Annotated in this window: 18 protein-coding genes; 10 read left to right on the top strand and 8 right to left on the bottom strand. The window is 63.5% G+C overall.

The annotated features are described in order from the left end of the window. Positions 1 to 70 precede the first annotated feature (70 nt). On the top strand, positions 71 to 1,288 hold the full coding sequence (locus tag KF712_21630) for a class I SAM-dependent RNA methyltransferase (protein MBX3743602.1): 1,218 nt from the start codon (positions 71 to 73) through the stop codon (positions 1,286 to 1,288). Positions 1,289 to 1,394: 106 nt separating this feature from the next. Here the strand turns inward: KF712_21630 and KF712_21625 are convergent, their stop codons facing one another. Next, the gene (locus tag KF712_21625; protein ID MBX3743601.1) at positions 1,395 to 2,534 is read right to left on the bottom strand and encodes a glycosyltransferase family 4 protein; all 1,140 of its coding nucleotides are present in this window, start codon (positions 2,532 to 2,534) and stop codon (positions 1,395 to 1,397) included. After that, positions 2,531 to 3,709, bottom strand: coding sequence for an aminoglycoside phosphotransferase family protein (locus tag KF712_21620; GenBank protein MBX3743600.1), 1,179 nt, complete (start codon positions 3,707 to 3,709; stop codon positions 2,531 to 2,533). Before KF712_21620 ends, KF712_21625 begins: the two co-directional genes overlap by 4 nt. Positions 3,710 to 3,838: 129 nt before the next feature. On the opposite strand from KF712_21620, the gene KF712_21615 reads away from it, so the two are divergent. Continuing rightward, a complete protein-coding gene (locus tag KF712_21615) occupies positions 3,839 to 4,465 on the top strand; it encodes a class I SAM-dependent methyltransferase (GenBank protein ID MBX3743599.1) in 627 nt (208 codons plus the stop codon). 52 nt (positions 4,466 to 4,517) lie between these two features. Next, positions 4,518 to 4,682: a type B 50S ribosomal protein L36 gene (gene ykgO, locus KF712_21610; GenBank protein MBX3743598.1), complete on the top strand. Its 165-nt coding sequence runs from the start codon at positions 4,518 to 4,520 to the stop codon at positions 4,680 to 4,682. 54 nt (positions 4,683 to 4,736) lie between these two features. On the opposite strand, the gene KF712_21605 is transcribed toward ykgO, so the two are convergent. Further along, positions 4,737 to 5,531, bottom strand: a complete 795-nt coding sequence (locus tag KF712_21605) for a tRNA threonylcarbamoyladenosine dehydratase (protein ID MBX3743597.1) — start codon at positions 5,529 to 5,531, stop codon at positions 4,737 to 4,739. A gap of 330 nt (positions 5,532 to 5,861) precedes the next feature. On the opposite strand from KF712_21605, the gene KF712_21600 reads away from it, so the two are divergent. Continuing rightward, the gene (locus tag KF712_21600; GenBank protein ID MBX3743596.1) at positions 5,862 to 6,884 is read left to right on the top strand and encodes a hypothetical protein; all 1,023 of its coding nucleotides are present in this window, start codon (positions 5,862 to 5,864) and stop codon (positions 6,882 to 6,884) included. Positions 6,885 to 6,940: 56 nt separating this feature from the next. Next, on the top strand, positions 6,941 to 7,879 hold the full coding sequence (locus KF712_21595; protein ID MBX3743595.1) for an alpha/beta hydrolase: 939 nt from the start codon (positions 6,941 to 6,943) through the stop codon (positions 7,877 to 7,879). Between the two features lie 24 nt (positions 7,880 to 7,903). Here KF712_21595 and KF712_21590 read toward each other — a convergent pair whose 3' ends face one another. Together KF712_21590 and KF712_21585 are read right to left on the bottom strand one after the other, a co-directional pair. Then, on the bottom strand, positions 7,904 to 8,716 hold the full coding sequence (locus KF712_21590) for a hypothetical protein (GenBank protein MBX3743594.1): 813 nt from the start codon (positions 8,714 to 8,716) through the stop codon (positions 7,904 to 7,906). Between the two features lie 62 nt (positions 8,717 to 8,778). Next, positions 8,779 to 10,056: an SGNH/GDSL hydrolase family protein gene (locus KF712_21585; protein ID MBX3743593.1), complete on the bottom strand. Its 1,278-nt coding sequence runs from the start codon at positions 10,054 to 10,056 to the stop codon at positions 8,779 to 8,781. A gap of 135 nt (positions 10,057 to 10,191) precedes the next feature. Here KF712_21585 and KF712_21580 point away from each other — a divergent pair, with 135 nt between their 5' ends. Genes KF712_21580 through KF712_21570 form a run of 3 tightly spaced genes read left to right on the top strand, consistent with a single transcriptional unit; the run spans position 10,192 to position 12,184 of the window. After that, a complete protein-coding gene (locus KF712_21580) occupies positions 10,192 to 11,166 on the top strand; it encodes a ring-cleaving dioxygenase (GenBank protein MBX3743592.1) in 975 nt (324 codons plus the stop codon). Then, complete coding sequence (locus tag KF712_21575) at positions 11,163 to 11,801, top strand: alpha/beta hydrolase (GenBank protein MBX3743591.1); 639 nt, start codon at positions 11,163 to 11,165, stop codon at positions 11,799 to 11,801. Before KF712_21580 ends, KF712_21575 begins: the two co-directional genes overlap by 4 nt. Continuing rightward, complete coding sequence (locus KF712_21570) at positions 11,798 to 12,184, top strand: hypothetical protein (protein ID MBX3743590.1); 387 nt, start codon at positions 11,798 to 11,800, stop codon at positions 12,182 to 12,184. The genes KF712_21575 and KF712_21570 overlap by 4 nt, the downstream gene beginning before the upstream one ends. Positions 12,185 to 12,578: 394 nt before the next feature. Here KF712_21570 and KF712_21565 read toward each other — a convergent pair whose 3' ends face one another. Then, positions 12,579 to 13,517, bottom strand: a complete 939-nt coding sequence (locus KF712_21565) for a magnesium transporter CorA family protein (protein MBX3743589.1) — start codon at positions 13,515 to 13,517, stop codon at positions 12,579 to 12,581. Positions 13,518 to 13,589: 72 nt separating this feature from the next. On the opposite strand from KF712_21565, the gene KF712_21560 reads away from it, so the two are divergent. Both KF712_21560 and KF712_21555 read left to right on the top strand, forming a co-directional pair. Further along, a complete protein-coding gene (locus tag KF712_21560; protein MBX3743588.1) occupies positions 13,590 to 14,345 on the top strand; it encodes a hypothetical protein in 756 nt (251 codons plus the stop codon). A 128-nt stretch (positions 14,346 to 14,473) separates the two neighbouring features. After that, positions 14,474 to 14,917, top strand: coding sequence for a DUF2846 domain-containing protein (locus KF712_21555; protein MBX3743587.1), 444 nt, complete (start codon positions 14,474 to 14,476; stop codon positions 14,915 to 14,917). 7 nt (positions 14,918 to 14,924) lie between these two features. Here the strand turns inward: KF712_21555 and KF712_21550 are convergent, their stop codons facing one another. After that, positions 14,925 to 15,278 (bottom strand): DUF1311 domain-containing protein, encoded by a 354-nt coding sequence (locus tag KF712_21550; GenBank protein ID MBX3743586.1) that lies wholly within the window; start codon positions 15,276 to 15,278, stop codon positions 14,925 to 14,927. 7 nt (positions 15,279 to 15,285) lie between these two features. Then, positions 15,286 to 17,229 carry a prolyl oligopeptidase family serine peptidase gene (locus tag KF712_21545; protein ID MBX3743585.1) on the bottom strand — a complete coding sequence of 648 codons (1,944 nt, stop codon included), beginning with the start codon at positions 17,227 to 17,229 and terminating at the stop codon, positions 15,286 to 15,288. Between the last annotated feature and the right edge of the window lie 35 nt (positions 17,230 to 17,264).

The raw sequence follows: 17,264 nt of genomic DNA, 5'->3' as shown, positions 1-17,264 counted from the left end.
CAGGTTTCGGCTCCCACAAAATTCGTTTGCCCCGTCCGCGATCCCCGCACAGGCTCGCCCGCCCTGTCCCATGCAGCGCCCGCCCAAAAAGTTTGTCCCGCATCCTTTCGCCTACCATCAGGAAATTGATGTGGAGATCCAGTCCCTCACCAACCTGGGATCCGGGGTGGCGCGGGTGGATGGTTGGGTGGTGTTCGTGCCGTTTTCCCTGCCCGGCGAAACCGTGCGCGCCCGCGTCTTCCGCAATGACAAGAACTGCTCCCATGCGGATCTGGTGGAGGTGCTGAAGCCATCTCCGGAGCGCGTGGAACCCGGCTGCCCGATCTTCGGCGACTGCGGCGGCTGCCAGTACCAGCACCTTTCCTACGACCAGCAACTGGCTTGGAAGACCCGCCAGGTGGGCGAGCTGATGAAGCACATGGCGGGCATCGAGTATCCGGTGAACCACTGCCTTTCCTCCGAGCAGGTGTGGAACTACCGCTCGAAGATCACGCCGCATTTCGAGAAGGAGAAGGATGGCCGCATCGGCCCCATCGGTTTCCTGATGAACGGCCGCCGCTCCCAGTTGGTGGACGTGCCGCAGTGCCCGATCGCGATGAAGGAAATCAACGCCGCGCTGCCCGCGATCCGCGAGGACATCCGCGGCAACACCCACCGCTACAAGCGAGGCGCGACCATCCTGCTGAGGGCCACGGCCGAAAAGGTGGAGACTAACCCGAAGGCGACCGCCATCGAGAAAGTCGGCGACCTCACCTTCCAGTTCCTCGCGGGCGACTTCTTCCAGAACAACCCGTTCATCCTGCCGCTGTTCACCGGCTACGTCGCGAAGCAGGCGGTCGCCGCCGGGGCGAAGTACCTGGTGGATGCCTACTGCGGCTCCGGTCTGTTCGCGCTGACGCTGGCGAAGCACTTCGAGAAAGTCGCCGGCGTCGAGGTTTCCGAAACGTCCTGCGAATGGGCGCGCAAGAACGCGAAGGGCAACAACATCACCAACGCGGAGTTCCTCACCGCCTCCGCCGAGGCGATCTTCGACGTCATCAGCTTCCCGGCGGCGAACTCCGCCGTGGTGATCGACCCGCCGCGCAAGGGCTGCACGCCGGAGTTCCTGGACCAGCTCATCAAGTTCGGCCCGTCACGCGTGGTCTATGTTTCCTGCGACCCGGCGACCCAGGTGCGTGACCTGAAGCAGCTCTCCGAAGGCGGCTACCAACTGGCGGATGTGCAGCCGTTCGATCTTTTCCCGCACACGCGCCACCTGGAGTGCGTGATGACGCTGGTGAAGGCGTGACGCCGTAGCGGAAGTCGTGAGACTTCCGGCTGTGGGGAAGTCCACCGGAGAACCGGAGCCGGTCGGCCATGGTGAGTCCACCCAGCCGAACCTCTCACGAGGTTCGCTACCCTACCAGCCCTTGCATCAGCGAGACGACGGTTTCACCCGCGACGTCCCAGTTCAGGCGTGCCTTGAACTCATGGAAAGATCCGAGCGCGAGCGCTTCGTAGGCCACCGGGTCCGCCATCAGCGACTGGATGAAATCCGCGTATCCCCCGCCCTCATCCTCCAGCGGGAACAGCATTCCGTTCTTTCCGGAGGTGACGACGGATGGCACTCCGCCGGTGATGGCCGCGAGCGATGGCAGGCCGAACGATCCCGCCTCCGCGAAGACGAGGCCGAAGCACTCCGCCCGCGATGGTACGATGAGGAAATGCGCGTCCGAAAACAGCTTCGCCAGCCGAGCCGCGCCGGCCGGGAATTTCTTCGAGATGAATCCATGGCGCACCACGAAATCCGGCAGTTGCCCGGGAGGCTCACACCCCACGACATGCAGGCGGACCGGCAGACCGCGTGACTTCAGGATCTCCGCCGTCCGCAGCGCGACGGGGCCGCCCTTGCGCTCCCAATCCACACCGACGAAAAGCAGCTCGCAGGTTGCCGGATCACGTGCAGCGACCAGACCGCGCACCACCGCCTCATCCCGGGCGGAGGATACATTCGCGCCGAAGGGCACCACCTTCACCTTGGCGGGATCGACATCATAGTGGTCCACCGCGCTCTTCGCCGCCCACTCCGAGGTGTAGATGGCCAGCGAGCAGTTGGTGAGCGCGCTCTGCTCCATCTCCCGGCCTTCCCGGAGCGTCCGGGGACTGAGGTCCGTGAATGCGGCGTAGTAATCCGTGATGCCCGCGAAGGTGGCGTCCGTCCAAAAAACGACCGGCTTGCCGGTTTTCAGATGTGCGATGGGAATGGTGCCGGGGCTGAAAATGACATCCGGCTCCAACGCCGCACAGCGGGTGGCCACCTGGGAAGCATAGCTGTCCAGCAACGCTGGCGCGCGATCCCGCAGGTAGGTTTTTCCCGTGAGCTTCCTGATGAGAATCTCCCGGGCTTTGCCAAGATAGCGGCCCTTCTCGGCCAGCGAGTCCACCGGCAGGATCTTACACCCGGCATTTGCGAGCGCCTCCCTCACGTGGAAGACCGAGCCGGACCAGGCGTGGACATCCCCGGAGGCATAGGGAGTCACATAGGCGACTTTCATCGGCTCTGGCGGCGCTGGAGTTCGACAAAGGCGTTCATGGCCGGTTCCTGCGCCTCGATTTCCCGCACGAGCTGGATCTGGTTGCGGCAGCGGTCCAGGTTCTGGCCGGGGCGGTGGGTCTTGAAATACACGTCGCCTTCCAGGTAGTCCGTCAGGAATCGGATGGCGACCTCCAGCGTGATGAGCTTTCCGGAAAAAGCGAGGTAGCGGACCTCCGTCTCATTGAGGAAACCGCCCGCCGTATCCAGATAGCCGCGAACCAGTGCCTCGAACATGGGCATCTGCATCTTCACCTTCGAAAGGTCCTGCTCATCCTCCGCCGCCGGGCTGGTGGCGGTGCGGATGAGATCGCCGAAGTCATAGAGCGCCAGACCGGGCATGACGGTGTCCAGGTCGATGACGCAGACCGCCTCATCCGTCTGGGCGTCGATCATGACGTTGTTGATCTTCGTGTCATTGTGCGTGACGCGCAGCGGGATCTGCCCGGCGGCGGCGAGATCGAGGAGGATGTCCACGAGGGTTTCACGCGCCTGGATGAAATCCACCTCCGCCCGGACGCTCGCGAGACGCCCGCAGGGGTCGGCGGCGATGATTTCCGCCAGACGATCATAGCGTTTCCGCGTGTTGTGGAAGTCCGGGATGGTGTCGATGATGACGGAGGCGTCCAGGTCGCTGACCAGATCCTGGAACGCGCCGAAGGCGTGCGCCGCCTGGTAGGCCTGCCGCTCGTTCTCCACGATGTTGTAGGTCACGCAGTCCTCTATGTGGTTGTAGCAGCGCCACACCGCGCCCTGCGCGTCCTCCACCCAGAACCCGCCGACACGGGCGGGGAAAAGGTTGAGCGTCTGCCCGCCCAGGTCGTGCTTCCGGCGGAGGACCTTGCCGTTGATGTGGTGGGTGACCAGCTCGACGTTGGTCATGACCGCATACGGATCCTTGAAGACATTGCGGTTGATCGCCTGGAAAATGTAGCGCTCCACCGCGCCGTCCGGGAGCCGGTAGCTGGCGCGGTAGGTCGAGTTGATGTGGCCGCTGTCGATCTCTTCACCGAGGACGAACTCCCCCTGAACGGCGAATTGGTTGCCGATGTCCGCCACCAGCTTCTGGACTTGCGGATTGATAGGGCGGGTCGGCGATGTCGGAGGCACGCGGAACTTGTGACCAAATCGACGCATTTTTGCAAGGAAGTGGTCAGCGGTTCATTGGTCAACAGTCATTAGGAGAAGACGCAACCGCCCCACTGACCGCTGACCAACCGCTGACGAACGATTGACCATCCTCCCTTTTCCCTGAAACTTCCGCGCGTGATCCAGCGCAGGCCATTCCGCTACCCGGGCACGGACGAGGACGTCGTCCGGCTGGAGGCGTTGCTGCGTGACGGTCTTCGGGCCGCGGGATTCCAGGCACCGGGACCGCTCGTCGTGCTGAACCTTGCTTGTGGCCGGGCGGACGAAACCGGCGCGCTGGCCAAGGCACTGGAGCCGATGCAGATCGGCTTCTACCTGGGGATCGACCTCCGTCCGGACGCCATCGCGGAGGCGGCGGCCCGCTGGGCGCTGCCGGACGGGGAGATCGGGTTCCGCTGCGGGGACGCCGCCGCCACGGACCGGATGCGGCAGTTGCCCGCCTTCGACTTCATCTTCATCCGGCACCAGAACTACTGGCATGAGCCCGCCGTGTGGGACCGCCTGCTGGGCAATGCGCTGGGGCGGCTGAAGCCGTCCGGCTTGTTGGTCTGCACGTCCTATTTCGACAGGGAGCACGAACTGCTCGTCGCCGCGCTGCGGACCCGGGGAGCCACCTTGCTGGCAAACCTGCGGCACGCGAAGTCCCGCCCGCTGCCGGACGCCCCCGGCAAATCCGTGGACCGGCATCTGGTGATTTTCCGCCAAGGACAAGAAATCGCTTTACATCCCGGTCCCGCCCGGTAGTTTCCGCGTCCCGGTCGCGCCCGCCACCGGCAGCCCCAACCATTTTTCAGCCATGAAAGTTCTCTCTTCCCTCGCCTCCGCGAAACGCCGTCACGCTGATTGCCAAGTCGTGAAACGCAAAGGGACGGTCTACGTCATCTGCAAGAGCAACCCGAAGTTCAAAGCCCGCCAAGGCGCGACTGTCGGCACCCGCCTCTCGAAGAAGGGCGTCAAATAATCCGCACGCGGATCCAACAAATTTCGAAGGAAGCGGCCCATCCGGCCGCTTTTTTCATGCCTGCGAGGCGAGCTTTTCCAGCACCCGGCCCGCGGCGATGAGGCCGAAGCTGGCCGTCACGTGCGTGGCGGTGCCGTAGCCGGACTCACAGGAGAGGCGCAGGTTGGTGCCTTCCGGACGCTCGCAGGAGACGGAGCCATCGCACTGCGGGAACAGCGGCGGCTCATCGGTAAAGACGGCGTCGATGCCCAGCGGGTCCGGCTTGCTGTTGATGGGCGTCTTCGGGAAAGCATGGTCCGCCCGCAGGGTGCGGCGCAGTTGGTGGAGCAGCGCGTCCTTTCCGCTGTAGGCCAGGTCCGTGACCCGGATGCGGGTGGGATCCCTCCTGCCGCCCGCCCCGCCACAGGTGACGACGGGGATGCCCCGGCGGTGGCACTCCGCCACCAGCAGGGCCTTGTGCTTCACGGAGTCGATGGCATCGAGCACGGCGTCGAAACCCAGATCGAGGATCTCCCCGGCATTCCGTTCCGTGAAAAAGGTATGGAGGATCCGCACATCGCAGTCCGGGTGGATGGCCTTTGCGCGGTCCGCCATCGCATCCGCCTTCTGCCGGCCAATCTGGCCATCCATCGCGTGGAGCTGGCGGTTCACGTTGGTCAGGCAGATCTCATCCAGATCGACCAGGGTCAGGTGGCCGATGCCCGAACGCGCCAGCGACTCGACCGCCCACGACCCCACCCCGCCGATGCCGATGACGGCGACGCGGGATTTCAGGAAACGCTCCAGCGCCGCCTGGCCGTAAAGCCGGGCAATGCCGCCGAACCGATGGTGGGAATCCGTCTCAGACACGCGCGCAAGATGTCCCGGAACACGCCGGAGTCACGCAACAAAATGGATGTCGGATGGAAGATTCAACCGCAGTGGACTGGGCGGAGCCAAATAAACGGGGATGCACGCGGATGGGAGAGACGGATCGAGGCATGTCCAACACCAGGTCGTTTGGGAAACACAAGAACCGGGGAGGATTCGATACCACTGATTTACTGATTGGGAATGAAAAATCCCCTCTTTCCGGAATCAGTAAATCAGTGAAATCAGTGGTCATCACCCCCATCATCTTGGATCGCACCATGGCGGCATGCGGGTTGCCAAGCGGCATGCGCTCCGGCACAATGGCGCATGCACGACCTGCACATCCACCTTGGCGGCGCGGTTCCGTCCTCCGTGCTCTGGGAGATCCTCTGCGACAACGGACTGAGGACGGAGTATGTGGATTTCAACACCTTCCACGCCTCCCTGACGGCGAAGCCCGACGAGGTGAAATCGCTCGATGACTTCCTGGGCCGCTATTTCCAGGTGACGGAGGAGATCCAGTCCTCCCCTTCCGCCGCGAGCGTGTCCGCCTACCAGGTGGTGGCAAAGGCCTACCGCCGGGCGCGGGTGCAGTCGCTGGAGCTGCGCTTCAACCCGCAGAAGCGCATGCGCCACGGGCTGCACACCATGGACGCCATCATCCTCGCGGTCATGCAGGGGCTGGAGCGGGCCTCCCTCCACTACGGGGTGGCTACGGGCATCATCCTTTCCCTTGGGCGGGACCTGCCGCTGGAGGCGAACTGGCAGATCATCGACGCGGCGGTGAAATGGAAAAGCCGCGGCTCGCTCAACGGCGCGAATGGCGTGGTGGGCATCGACATGGCAGGGCCGGAGTCCCGCTCGCTGGAGCTGAGCAAGCCATGGATGAGCGAGGTGGCGGCGATGATGGAGAAGGCTCGCGACGCCGGGTTGAAAATCACCTACCACGTGGGCGAAAGCGAAGGCACCGGACCGGAGGGCATGCTGCGCGTGCTTGAGGCGGTGCGGCCGGATCGCATCGGCCACGGGATCGAGCTGCGGAAGGCGGAGGGGAAACAGCGGGAACGGATCATTTCCATCCTCAAGGAACACGACATCTGCCTGGAACTCTGCCCGACCGTGAACCGCGTGACGCGGGTGGTGCCGGATTTCGCCTGCGTGGGTGATTTCGTCAGGGATCTTTCCAAGGAAGGCATCGCCTACTGCATCAACACGGACAATCCGTATCTGGTGCACACGAACCTGAGGCACGAACACGAGATCGTGGGCCGGGAGCTGGGGGCGGATGCGGACTCGCTGCTGGCGCTGGGCATTTCCCATGCGGAGCGACACCGGTTCCTGCTGCCGTGAAATGGGAGCGTGTTTCCCCTGTTGATCTCCGCGCCGTGGGTCGCCATGTTCCGATCATGCGCCAAACCCTTTTGCTCGCCCTGATGCCGCTGGCCGCCATCGCGGCGGAAACTCCCGCGAAGCCCGCCGCACCGGCGGTGCCTCCCACCATGGCCGATGTCGCCTACGGCACCCATCAACGGCAGGTGCTGGATTTCTACAAGACGGACTCCGACAAGCCCACGCCGCTCCTGTTTTTCGTCCATGGCGGCGGATGGACGGCGGGAGACAAGGACAAGAAGACCGACTTCCGCGCCTATCTGGACAAGGGGATCTCCGTCGTTTCCATCAACTACCGCTACACCTGGCAGGCGCAGGTCGCTGGCATCCATCCGCCGGTGAAGGCACCGCTGGAGGATGCGGCGCGCGCGCTGCAGTTCGTCCGCTCGAAGGCGGCGGAGTGGAACATCGATAAGACCCGCGTGGCGGCCACCGGAGGCTCCGCAGGCGCATGCACCAGCCTCTGGCTGGCGATGCACGACGACATGGCCGATCCGAAAAGCAGTGACCCCATCTCACGCGAATCCACCCGCCTGCTGTGCGCGGCGGGCACCCGCGGCCAGACATCTCTCGACCCGAAGCAATGCAAGGAATGGACGCCGAACAGCCGTTACGGCGGCCACGCCTTCGGCTTCATGGACCCCGCCAGCGTGAAGTCGCGCGACACCCGCTTCGCCGAATTCCTCACCAAGCGGGAGGAACTGCTGCCGCTCATCAAGGAATACTCACCGATCGAGCACGCCAGCGCGGACGATCCTCCCATCTATCTGATCTACAGCACCCCTCCCGCCATGGGACAGGTGGAAAAGGATCCCACGCACTCGGCGAACTACGGAGTGCCGCTGCATGAAAAGCTCACCGCGCTGAAAGTGCCGTGCGAATTCGTCTATCCCGGCGCTCCGGATGTGAAACATCCCACTGCCGAGGCCTTCCTGATCGACATGCTCAAAAAGTGATCCGGCGTCCGCCTTCCACATTTGTCAGCCCGCCGCACCAGCGGCGGAAAAGACATGCCATGCCCGGTCCATGAACTTGACCAGATCCTGCGGTTCCAGTGGATCGTCATAGACACAACAGACCCATCCGCCGCCGATATACCATGACTCTCCCCGTGGCGCGGACCTGAGTTGATCCATCACTCCGGGAGAGAGGAAAAGCCGTCCCGTCTCCGCATCTCCGGTGGACACCCAGCCGTCCAACCGCCCGAACACCCCATCCTTCAGGGAGTGCTTCGCCCACAGCCTCCGCGTCCACCACGACATCCTGGCAACCCGGAATCCATCCAGCCGCCCCAGCGCACATCCGGTGGGAACCTGACGATCCGCTGGAAACGCGACGATGGTCCGCATGTGGATCTGCGTCCCTTTTCCGGTGCCGGTGACATATTCATACTCGAACAACCTGACCTCCCCGTGCTGCCCGGTACGCGTGCCAAACCATTCGATGCCGTCCGCGCCGGGCCGGAGGTCCATCCATTTTTGCAACGGCTCCAGCGGGGCGAAAAATTCCTTCTTTCCTTCGGGACCAGGCTTCAGCGCGAGATCGAACCCCATCGGCGTGAGCGTTCCCGAGATTCTCCTGAAACGTCCGCGCTTCAGGCGGCCCGTCACGACATACGCAAGGGCGAGCGCCACGAAAAATGGAAGCGACCCCAGCGCGAAAGCCTGCACCGGCCCCATGGTCTTGAAGGCCGGGACCGACATCATCAGCGCGATCTGCCCCGCGACACCGCAGAGACAGATGACCAGCCAGACGAGTGTCTGGCGGCTTGCCTTGCGATAGGGTCTGCCCATCCCGGCATCCTACCCCACCGCAACGGATATGGAATCACGGAATGGCGCGCCCAGGCAGGACCTCACTTGCTGATGGCGACCTTCACCGGCACCGGCTGGACGAGGGCCTGCAGTTCCTTCTCGCACGCCTCGATGGCAGCCTGCGCTGCGGCGATCTTTTCGGCGTCCTTTTCCTTGCTCGCCTTGCGCCAGGCCTGGTTGAGGGGCGACTGGAGTTGCTGGACCAGCTTGCCGATGGCGGAGGAGCGTTCGGTCATGGCGAGGGTCATGTTCCAGCCCTCCGCGAGTTGTCTGGAGGTCGCCTTCGCAGCCGGTTTGCCATCGATGGAAATGTTATACTCGCCCTCCGGCAGGCCGGTGACCTTGAGCAGATATTGCGACAGATCCAGTCCCGAGGGCAGCAGGTCGAAGGCTGCCTTGCCCGACGACAGGACCGGCCAGAATCCCGTCTCATCCAGACGGGTGAAGGAAAGCTTCCCTCCCTCAGCGGACACATCGCTGATCTTGCATCCCTTCGTCTCGCCGACCTTTCCATCCGCGGAAACGGTGGCGGAGCTGACCTCGCCGCCGGCACCCAGGCCTTTCAGGATGACAGCCGCCATCGTGTATTGGCCTACAGGACCGGGGTGGACGGGGTCCCCGCCGAGGGGAATGAGGGAAGGGGGCAGCTTCGGCTTGGCGGGCTTGCCATCGGGTGACGGGGCGGGGGTTGGCTCCGGCTGCGGATTCTTCGCGGCGAGTTCCGCGCCTTTCCGGCGGTTGTCGCCCCATACGTCGATGAGCGGATGGTATTGGTCCACGAACAGGACATCCTCCTCCGCCGCCAGTTTCTGCAGCGCCTCCGTGAACGGGTGGATGGTCTTGCAGCGGTCACCCCGCCAGTCGTTCATCTTGCTGCCGTCATCGACGGGACTGGAGGAAATCAGGATCGGCGTGGCGGGAATCTCCCGGATCTTCGCGATGATCTTTTTCATCCCGTTCACGTAAGCGGGCAGCGTCTTGGCGAACTCCCCGCCGACATCGTTCATGCCCAGCTCGACACTGACGATGGTGGGCTTCCAGGCAGCGACATCGTAGTCAAAGCGGTCGAGCACATGTTGCGTGCGGTTGCCGCCGATGCCGGAGTTGCGGAAGTGCAGCTTCAGCTCCGGGTGGCGCGTGCGGTAGTACATCTCGATGTAGTTCGAGTGCTGGCGTTGGGCGGTGATGCTGTCCCCCACCATTACCCAGAGATCATTGTCCTTCAGCTTGAGGGGGGCGGGTTCCGCATGGAGGGTGGCGGCACAGGCCACCACCAGGGAAAGGGCGGAGATCCGGAAAAGCGTTCTGATGGATTTCATTCCGGCCACGCTATCCGGAGGTGGAATCCCGTCAAGGAAGCTGCACCTTGTCACGGATGGGGTCATACTTCCGCGCATCCTCAGCCATACATCTCCGCATTATCCAAAACCGCCCGTCCGGTGCATCCTGCGGCCATGAAAACCACCACACATCCGGTTCTCCACGGTCTCCACCACGTCACCGCCGTCACCGCAAACGCCCAGGCCAACCTCGATTTCTACACGAAGACGCTCGGCCTCCGTCTGGTGAAGCGCACCGTGAACCAGGACGACGTTTCCGCCTACCACCTGTTCTATGCAGACGCTGTCGGCAGCGCGGGCACCGACCTCACGTTCTTCGACTGGGCGGGCATCCGCCCCGCACGGAACGGAGCGGGCACCGTGTCCGAAACCGGCCTGCGCGTCTCCGGCGGCGAAGCCTCCCTCGCCCACTGGGTGAAGTGGCTGGACTCCCAGGGTGTGACCCGCGGCGAGATCGAAACCGTGGACGGCCTGCCCACGCTTCCTTTCCAGGACGGGGAAGGCCAGCACCTGCGGCTCATCGCCGAAACGACGGTGGCCGGGGAGATCCATCCATGGCACGGCAGCCCCGTGCCGCTGGAAGCCGCCATCGTGGGTCTCGGCTCCGTGAACCTCACCGTCGCGGACTTCGACCAAACCGCCCGCTTCCTCACCGGAGTGCTGGGCTTCCGCCAAAGCTCCGCCGATGCCTCCCTCTTTGAAACCGGGGACGGCGGTGTGGGCGCGAAGCTGAGGCTGGACGCCTCCACCCAACGCGGCCTGCAAGGCGCGGGTGGCGTACACCACGTGGCATGGAGGGTCCGCGACGAGGACGAACTGATCGCCTGGAAGAGGCACATCGAAAGCCACGGCTACCAGACCTCCGGGGAAGTGGAGAGGCACTATTTCAAGTCCCTCTACTTCCGCATCCCCGGCGGCATCCTGTTCGAGATCGCCACGGACGGTCCGGGCTTCGCCGCTGACGGTGAGGATCCCGAGCACCTCGGTGAAACGCTGGCCCTGCCTCCATTCCTGGAACCCCACCGCGCCTCCATCGAAGCGAACATCAAGCCACTCGACTACCAACCCTCCACCGCACCGCAATCATGAACACCACCTCCAACGACCTGGGATTCATCCACCGTTTCATCCCCGCCACCAATGTGGCGGGGGCGGACACCCTGCTGCTGCTTCACGGCACCGGGGGAAATGAAGACGACCTCATCGGGCTGGGCCGCTCGCTGGCACCGGAGGCCAACGTGCTCAGCCCGCGGGGAAAGATCCTGGAGAACGGCATGCCGCGGTTTTTCAGGCGGCTGGCGGAGGGCGTCTTCGATGAAGAGGACCTCATCCACCGCACGCACGAACTGGCGGACTTCATCACGACGGCGGCGGGGCAGTACGGCTTCGACGCGAAGCGGGTGACCGCCCTCGGTTACTCGAACGGCGCGAACATCGCCGCCAGCCTGATGCTGCTGCGTCCCGGCGTGCTGCACCGCGCCGTCCTCCTGCGGGCGATGGTGCCGCTCACTCCGGACCAGGCACCGGACCTCACCGGGACGGATGTCTTTCTGGCAAGCGGCATCACGGACCCGATCCTGCCTCTCGAAAATGCCCGCCGTCTCGCGGCCATGCTGCGGGGCGCGGGGGCGGAGGTAAAACACGTGGAGATCCCCACCGGCCATCAGCTCACCTCCGCGGAACTGGACGCAACACGGAACTGGCTCAAACAAACCTCATCATGAACTCCATCGACCAACTGAAGGCCGCACGCAACGGCCTGCTGAAGCTGCACCGGGAACTGATCACGTCGGAACGGGCGGTGTATGAACACGCCGCCGGGCCCATCCCGTCCGCCGGGGCGTTCCTCCAGTTGCTCGCCCATGACCCATGGTTCGAGTGGCTGCAACCGTTCACCCGCCTGATCGCCCGGATCGATGACGCGCTTTTCGACAAAAAGGAGCCCATCACGGATGAACGCGCGGAGGCCCTGAAAGGGGAGATCCGCGCGCTGCTGGAAGCGGACGCGAAGGATGGAGGCTTCGGCACCACCTACGCGGAAACACTCCGGCGGGATCCCCACGTGCTGGCCACCCACGCGGAGGTCAGGCGCGTGCTGGGAGCCTGAAAGCAAACCGGCAGATGAGCCCGGGGGGGAGGCTTCATCTGCCGGTTCTGTCGGGGGGCTGTTCGGGGGGAGTTCCAGCCCTGCGCTCACGTGGGGGGAAAGTCGTTCGCGCTAACATGGAGAGATTGTCACAAAACCGGCCAATCCAACATTACGCCATCATGGCTACGTGCCCGCGTAGGTCCCGGGACGGTATCCTGAAAAGCGAATCGGCAGACAAGCCGGGGGGACTTTCTGCCGATCTGCTTTCGGGGGGATGTGTGTGGGGGGAGTTTGTCTTCGCGTCCGTCGGGGGCCGTCCGCGCTGACAGGGATAGACTGTCACAAAACCGGCCCGGCCACCATTACGCCATCGCGGCTACGCGCGTGCGTTAGATTCCGTTAGGCCGCGGCCTCACCACTTCATCCACTTGGAAACCACGAAGACCGCTCCCGCGGACGCAGCCGCCAAGACGAGGATGACCCAGAATCCGAGCGCGCCGCTATGCTCCACGACAGGCAGTTTCACATTCATCCCGAAGATGCTGAAGATGGCGGTGGGCACCATCAGGCCGATGGTCACCAGCATGAGCCGCTTCATGGTCACGTTCAGGTTGTTGCTGACCACGCTGACCCTGGCCCCCACCAGACCGGAGAGCACCTGGCTGTATGTGCTCGCCATTTCCTGGCACTGGGCGTTCTCGATGGTGAGGTCATCGAGGAACTCGCAGTCCTCCGGGGTGAGCCGCAGCCGGCTGATGGACGCCTTCAGCCGCTCGATGACCCTGCCGTTGCTGCCGATGGCGTTGAGGTAATAGACGAGGCTTTTTTCCAGCGTGAACATATGGAGCAGGTGCTTGTTCTCCATGGAGGTGTTCACCTTCTGCTCCAGTTCCTCGGCGATCATGTTGAAGACGTTGAGGTGTTCCTCGAAATGCCACACACAGCGGAAGATCACCTTCAGCATCACGTCCCCCAGGTTGCGGATCTGCTGGAAATGCTTCCCCTCGAAACGCAACCCTTCCTCGGAAACGACGAACACCAACCGCTCCCCGAACATGAAGATGCCGACCGAGCTGATCTTGAAGAAGAAGTTGTCGTCGGAGCAATACTGCTTGGGCCGCTTGATGATGATCGCGGCATGGTCCGGCTCGAATTCCACGCGCCCGAGTTCGTTCGGGTCCAGCGCAGAGGCGAGCGTATGGCGGTCGATGCCAAGCCCGTCGATGAGGTATGCACGTTCCTCCTCCGTGGGATCCGTGTAGAGCAGGATCGGCGCATTTTCGTCACCGGTCTCCGCGAGCTTGCGATCCCTGATTTCCAACCGGCAGAGCATGCCATCATGAAAGCCCATGCGGCGGCTGGTTTCGATAGAAAAGAAGCTCCTCGCAATGATCGTCACGGGATGCCATTTTTGCCGGCACCCATGAAACCCTATCTCCACCGCCTGACCGTCCCCATCCTCACCGCAGCCATCCTCGCGGCCTCCCTGCTGCCAGCCGCGGCAGCCGACGGACCCACCCCATTTCCGGATGCGAAGGAAGCATCCGCCTGGCCGGGACAGGGCGTCATCCGGGTCCACGGCTGGATGACGGATAACCGGAACTATTTCTGGACCCAACGCCAGAAAGACAAGGGCGCGGTCGTCTTTGTCGGTGACTCGCTCACCGGAAGCTGGAAATCCCTGGCCGCCTCATTCCCCGGACTGAAAGTGGCGAACCGCGGCATCGGCGGGGATGTGAGCCGCGGGGTGGTGTTCCGTTTCAAGGAGGATGTGCTGGATCTGGAACCGGCGGCGATCGTAATCAACATCGGCTCGAATGACCTGAGCGCCCACGGGGATCCCGCCACCATCGAGGCCAACATCCAGGAACTGATCAAACAGGCGCGGGCCTACAAAGCCAGCGTGCCCATCATCGTCTGCACCATCCCTCCACGCGACAAGGCGGACGCACCCGCCAAGCCGGGAGCCTATGCGGACATCAACACCCGCATCCTGAAGCTGGGCAAGCCCGGCAAGGACTTCGAGGTGCTGGACCTGTTCACCCTCTATGCCAACAAGGAGGGCAAGCCCGCCAATCCGGAGCACTTCGCGGCGGACAAGCTGCACCTCGCGGAGCCGGGCTACCAGGTCTGGGCGGAAGCATTGAAGCCGATCTTCAAACGGATGGACATCGAGTGAACGGGCCAACCGTCACCGTGATGAACCCGGTTTAACCTGTTCACCACAAAGACGTCCGGGACATGACTATCTGATGGAAAGGGATGATTGGGGTTGATGGGCCACGACTCCGCGCCGAAAGTCCGCGGATGCCAGTCACCCTGAAACGCGCCCTTTTCGCCTCCGCCCTCCTTGCCGGTTCCCTCGGCTTCGTCAGTTGCGCGAGCGGCCCGAGCTATGCCGAGGCGAAATCAACCCTTCCCGCCGTGGCGAAAGGCCACAGCAGGGTCTTCATCTACCGTCCGAGTTCCTTCGGAGCTGCCATCAAACCTTCGGTGAAGATCGATGGCACGGCAGTGGGCACCTCGGAAGGACAGGGATTCATCTACTCCGACCAGAAGCCGGGCCAGCACGTGGTCTCCATGTCCACGGAGTGGACCCACAAGGCGACCATCACCGTGAAACCGGGCGAGTCCGCCTTTGTCCGCAGCAAGGTCCGTCCGGGTCTCATCGCCGGCCACATCATCCCCGAACAGGTGGACAAGGCGACCGGCGAGCAGGAAATCCAAGACTGCAAGCTGTCCGCGGAATAATCCGGACCTACTGCAGTTCCTTGAAGCGCTTGTAGTCCTCCTGCAGGCGCTTCGTCCTTTCTTCCGTGAGCATGTTGAGGCTGCCCAGCCGCTCCAGCCCCTCCCCCGTCCCCCCTGCCATGTGGTGGGAGTCGAAACCGGCCTGGGCGTCCCGGTAGGCGAGCCAGGCACGCTGCGTCTCACGCAGCCGCTTTTTCCCTTCATCCCCCAGGATCGAGAGCAACTGCTGGTAGGCCTTGTTCATCGCCTTGTCGGACTTGTCGAGGATGCCACCGGCCTCCTCTTTCATCTCGGCGTTGGATTGGGCGTGGGCCGCCAGCGGGGCGAAAGCCAGCAGGAACAGCATGGATGGGAGTTTCATGGGAGGGTCACTTCTTTGGTTTCCAGTTCTCGTCGAAGAAATCCGCTGCGACCACCTTGCCCGGCGCGTTGCCATCCGGCGGCACGGAGAGATCGATGATCGCCCAATCCGGAAGCTGCGGATTCTGCACCGCATTGCTCTTGTGGTTCTCGCGGAAGGTGAGGCCGCTGTTGAGGACGATGTAGCGCCCGGCCGGGGTGGGATAGATCATGGAAAGGATGTGTCCGGCGGATGCCGCGCTCTTTTCCCCCACGCTGATCTTCTCCGCCGTCCACTGGACGGGCAGGCGTGGCAGCAGGGTCCGGATCAGCGGATTCGCCTTCGGGTCACCCCAGAGGATGAGGTTATAGTTCTTCACGTCGTCCGGCGTGACTTCCGACGCCTTCTTCGTCCGGACATCCCCGCGCATGAGGTACCTCCAGCGGTCGGTCTGGTACGCCAGCTCCGCCTTCACCCATGCCTCCGCCTCCGGCGTGGCGCACGGACCGTCCGGCAGCACATACAGGAATGGGCCGGTGAAGGCATCATCGATGGGGCCTTGCAGTCCGGGACGCTTGCGGAGGGTGTTGGTATCTTCCGCGGCACCGGCGGTCCATTTACCATCCGCCTTCGTCAGCAGGATGGCTTTTCCGCCACCGTTGGCGGTGAGATCCTGACCGTCGATGCTAACCGCGAGCGGGCCACCGAAATTCTCGCCGTTCCAGGAACGCAACTTCAACGAAGTGATGTTCTTCGTCTTGATCTCCGCCTTTGTTGCGGAGGGCAACGGCGCGTCGATGGAGGCATCGATCCGGCTGTCTTTCCAGTGTTCCTCCAGACCCGTGGCCTCGATCCAATACATCTCCGAGTAGTCCAGCGTCTTCGTCTGGTAGGTGAGCTTCAGCGGGTAGGATGCGGGAGGATTGAGGAGCACCTTCTGGATCTCCGCCTCCACCTCCTTTTTGACCTCCGGCTCATACTTGTGCTCGGTCTTCGGGCCGATGAGGTGCTTCAGCGTGAGGCCCTCCTTGGCCAGCACCTCGGTCATGATCTCGGCGGCCTGCCGCTGCTTGTCGTTCTCACCGCTGTAGGCGACGAGCGGGACGTTGAGCAGGTTGCGGGCGTAGTCCGGCACGTCGTTCTGGCCCCAGAGAGTGATCTCCCACGGAGGCATGGCCGCGACCACCTCATCCTTCAGGTTCTGGAATTTCCGCACCTCCACGAATCCCGCCCCGGCATGCACGACCGTCCACTTGTCCGTATAGTGGGCGCCCAGCATCCAGGCACCCGCACCGCCCATGGAAAATCCGCAGAGGGCCACCCGCTTCGGGTCGATGCGGCCCTCGGCCACCAGCAACTCGCGCACGTGGAGGACATCCTGTTCGCCCGCGTTCTTCGTGCCGACGCAGTAGCGTCCCCAGGGATGTACCACGATGGTGCCCGGAGGACGGAACTGGCCCGGCTTTCCGAGGCGTTCCTCGATGAAATGGTGGTCCGTCCGGGTCTCACCGCGGCCCTGTAGCCAGAGCCACGCCGGGGCGTTCTGATCCGGCGCGTCCTGGGGAATCTCCAGTGCGAACGGCTGCGGCGAACCGTCGATGGGGCTGTAGTAACCCCGCACCACCAGCCCCTTGGCGGTCATCCATGGCTGCTCGCCGTTTTTCAGCGCGGCGATGCGCTTGCGGGCCTCCGTGAGCAATCCACGGTCGGCGCCGGCATCGGACGGTTTGTAGTATTCCGTGTAGTCCAGAGCGTAGCGGATCGCCTTCAGGAAAATCTCCGCATTCGCGTTCTCCTTTTTCTTCGGCAGCGTGTCGAACTCCTCCTGGACCAGCCTGAGTTCCTCCGCAAGAGTGGCACGGTCCGCTTCGCTGAGCTTGTCACCCACCGGAGGGAACGCCCGCGCCGGTGGTTTCAGATCCTGGGCGGTGGCGATGCAGGCGAATAGGAGAACGGCGGCGATGGGTTTCATGATCCGGAGTTGGTGATACGTCTCCACTCTTGCAG

Source organism: Akkermansiaceae bacterium (genome assembly GCA_019634595.1).
Taxonomy (GTDB): Bacteria; Verrucomicrobiota; Verrucomicrobiia; order Verrucomicrobiales; family Akkermansiaceae; genus Luteolibacter.
The sequence above is the reverse complement of the archived record's forward strand: the minus strand, read 5'-3'. Positions and strand labels throughout refer to the sequence as shown.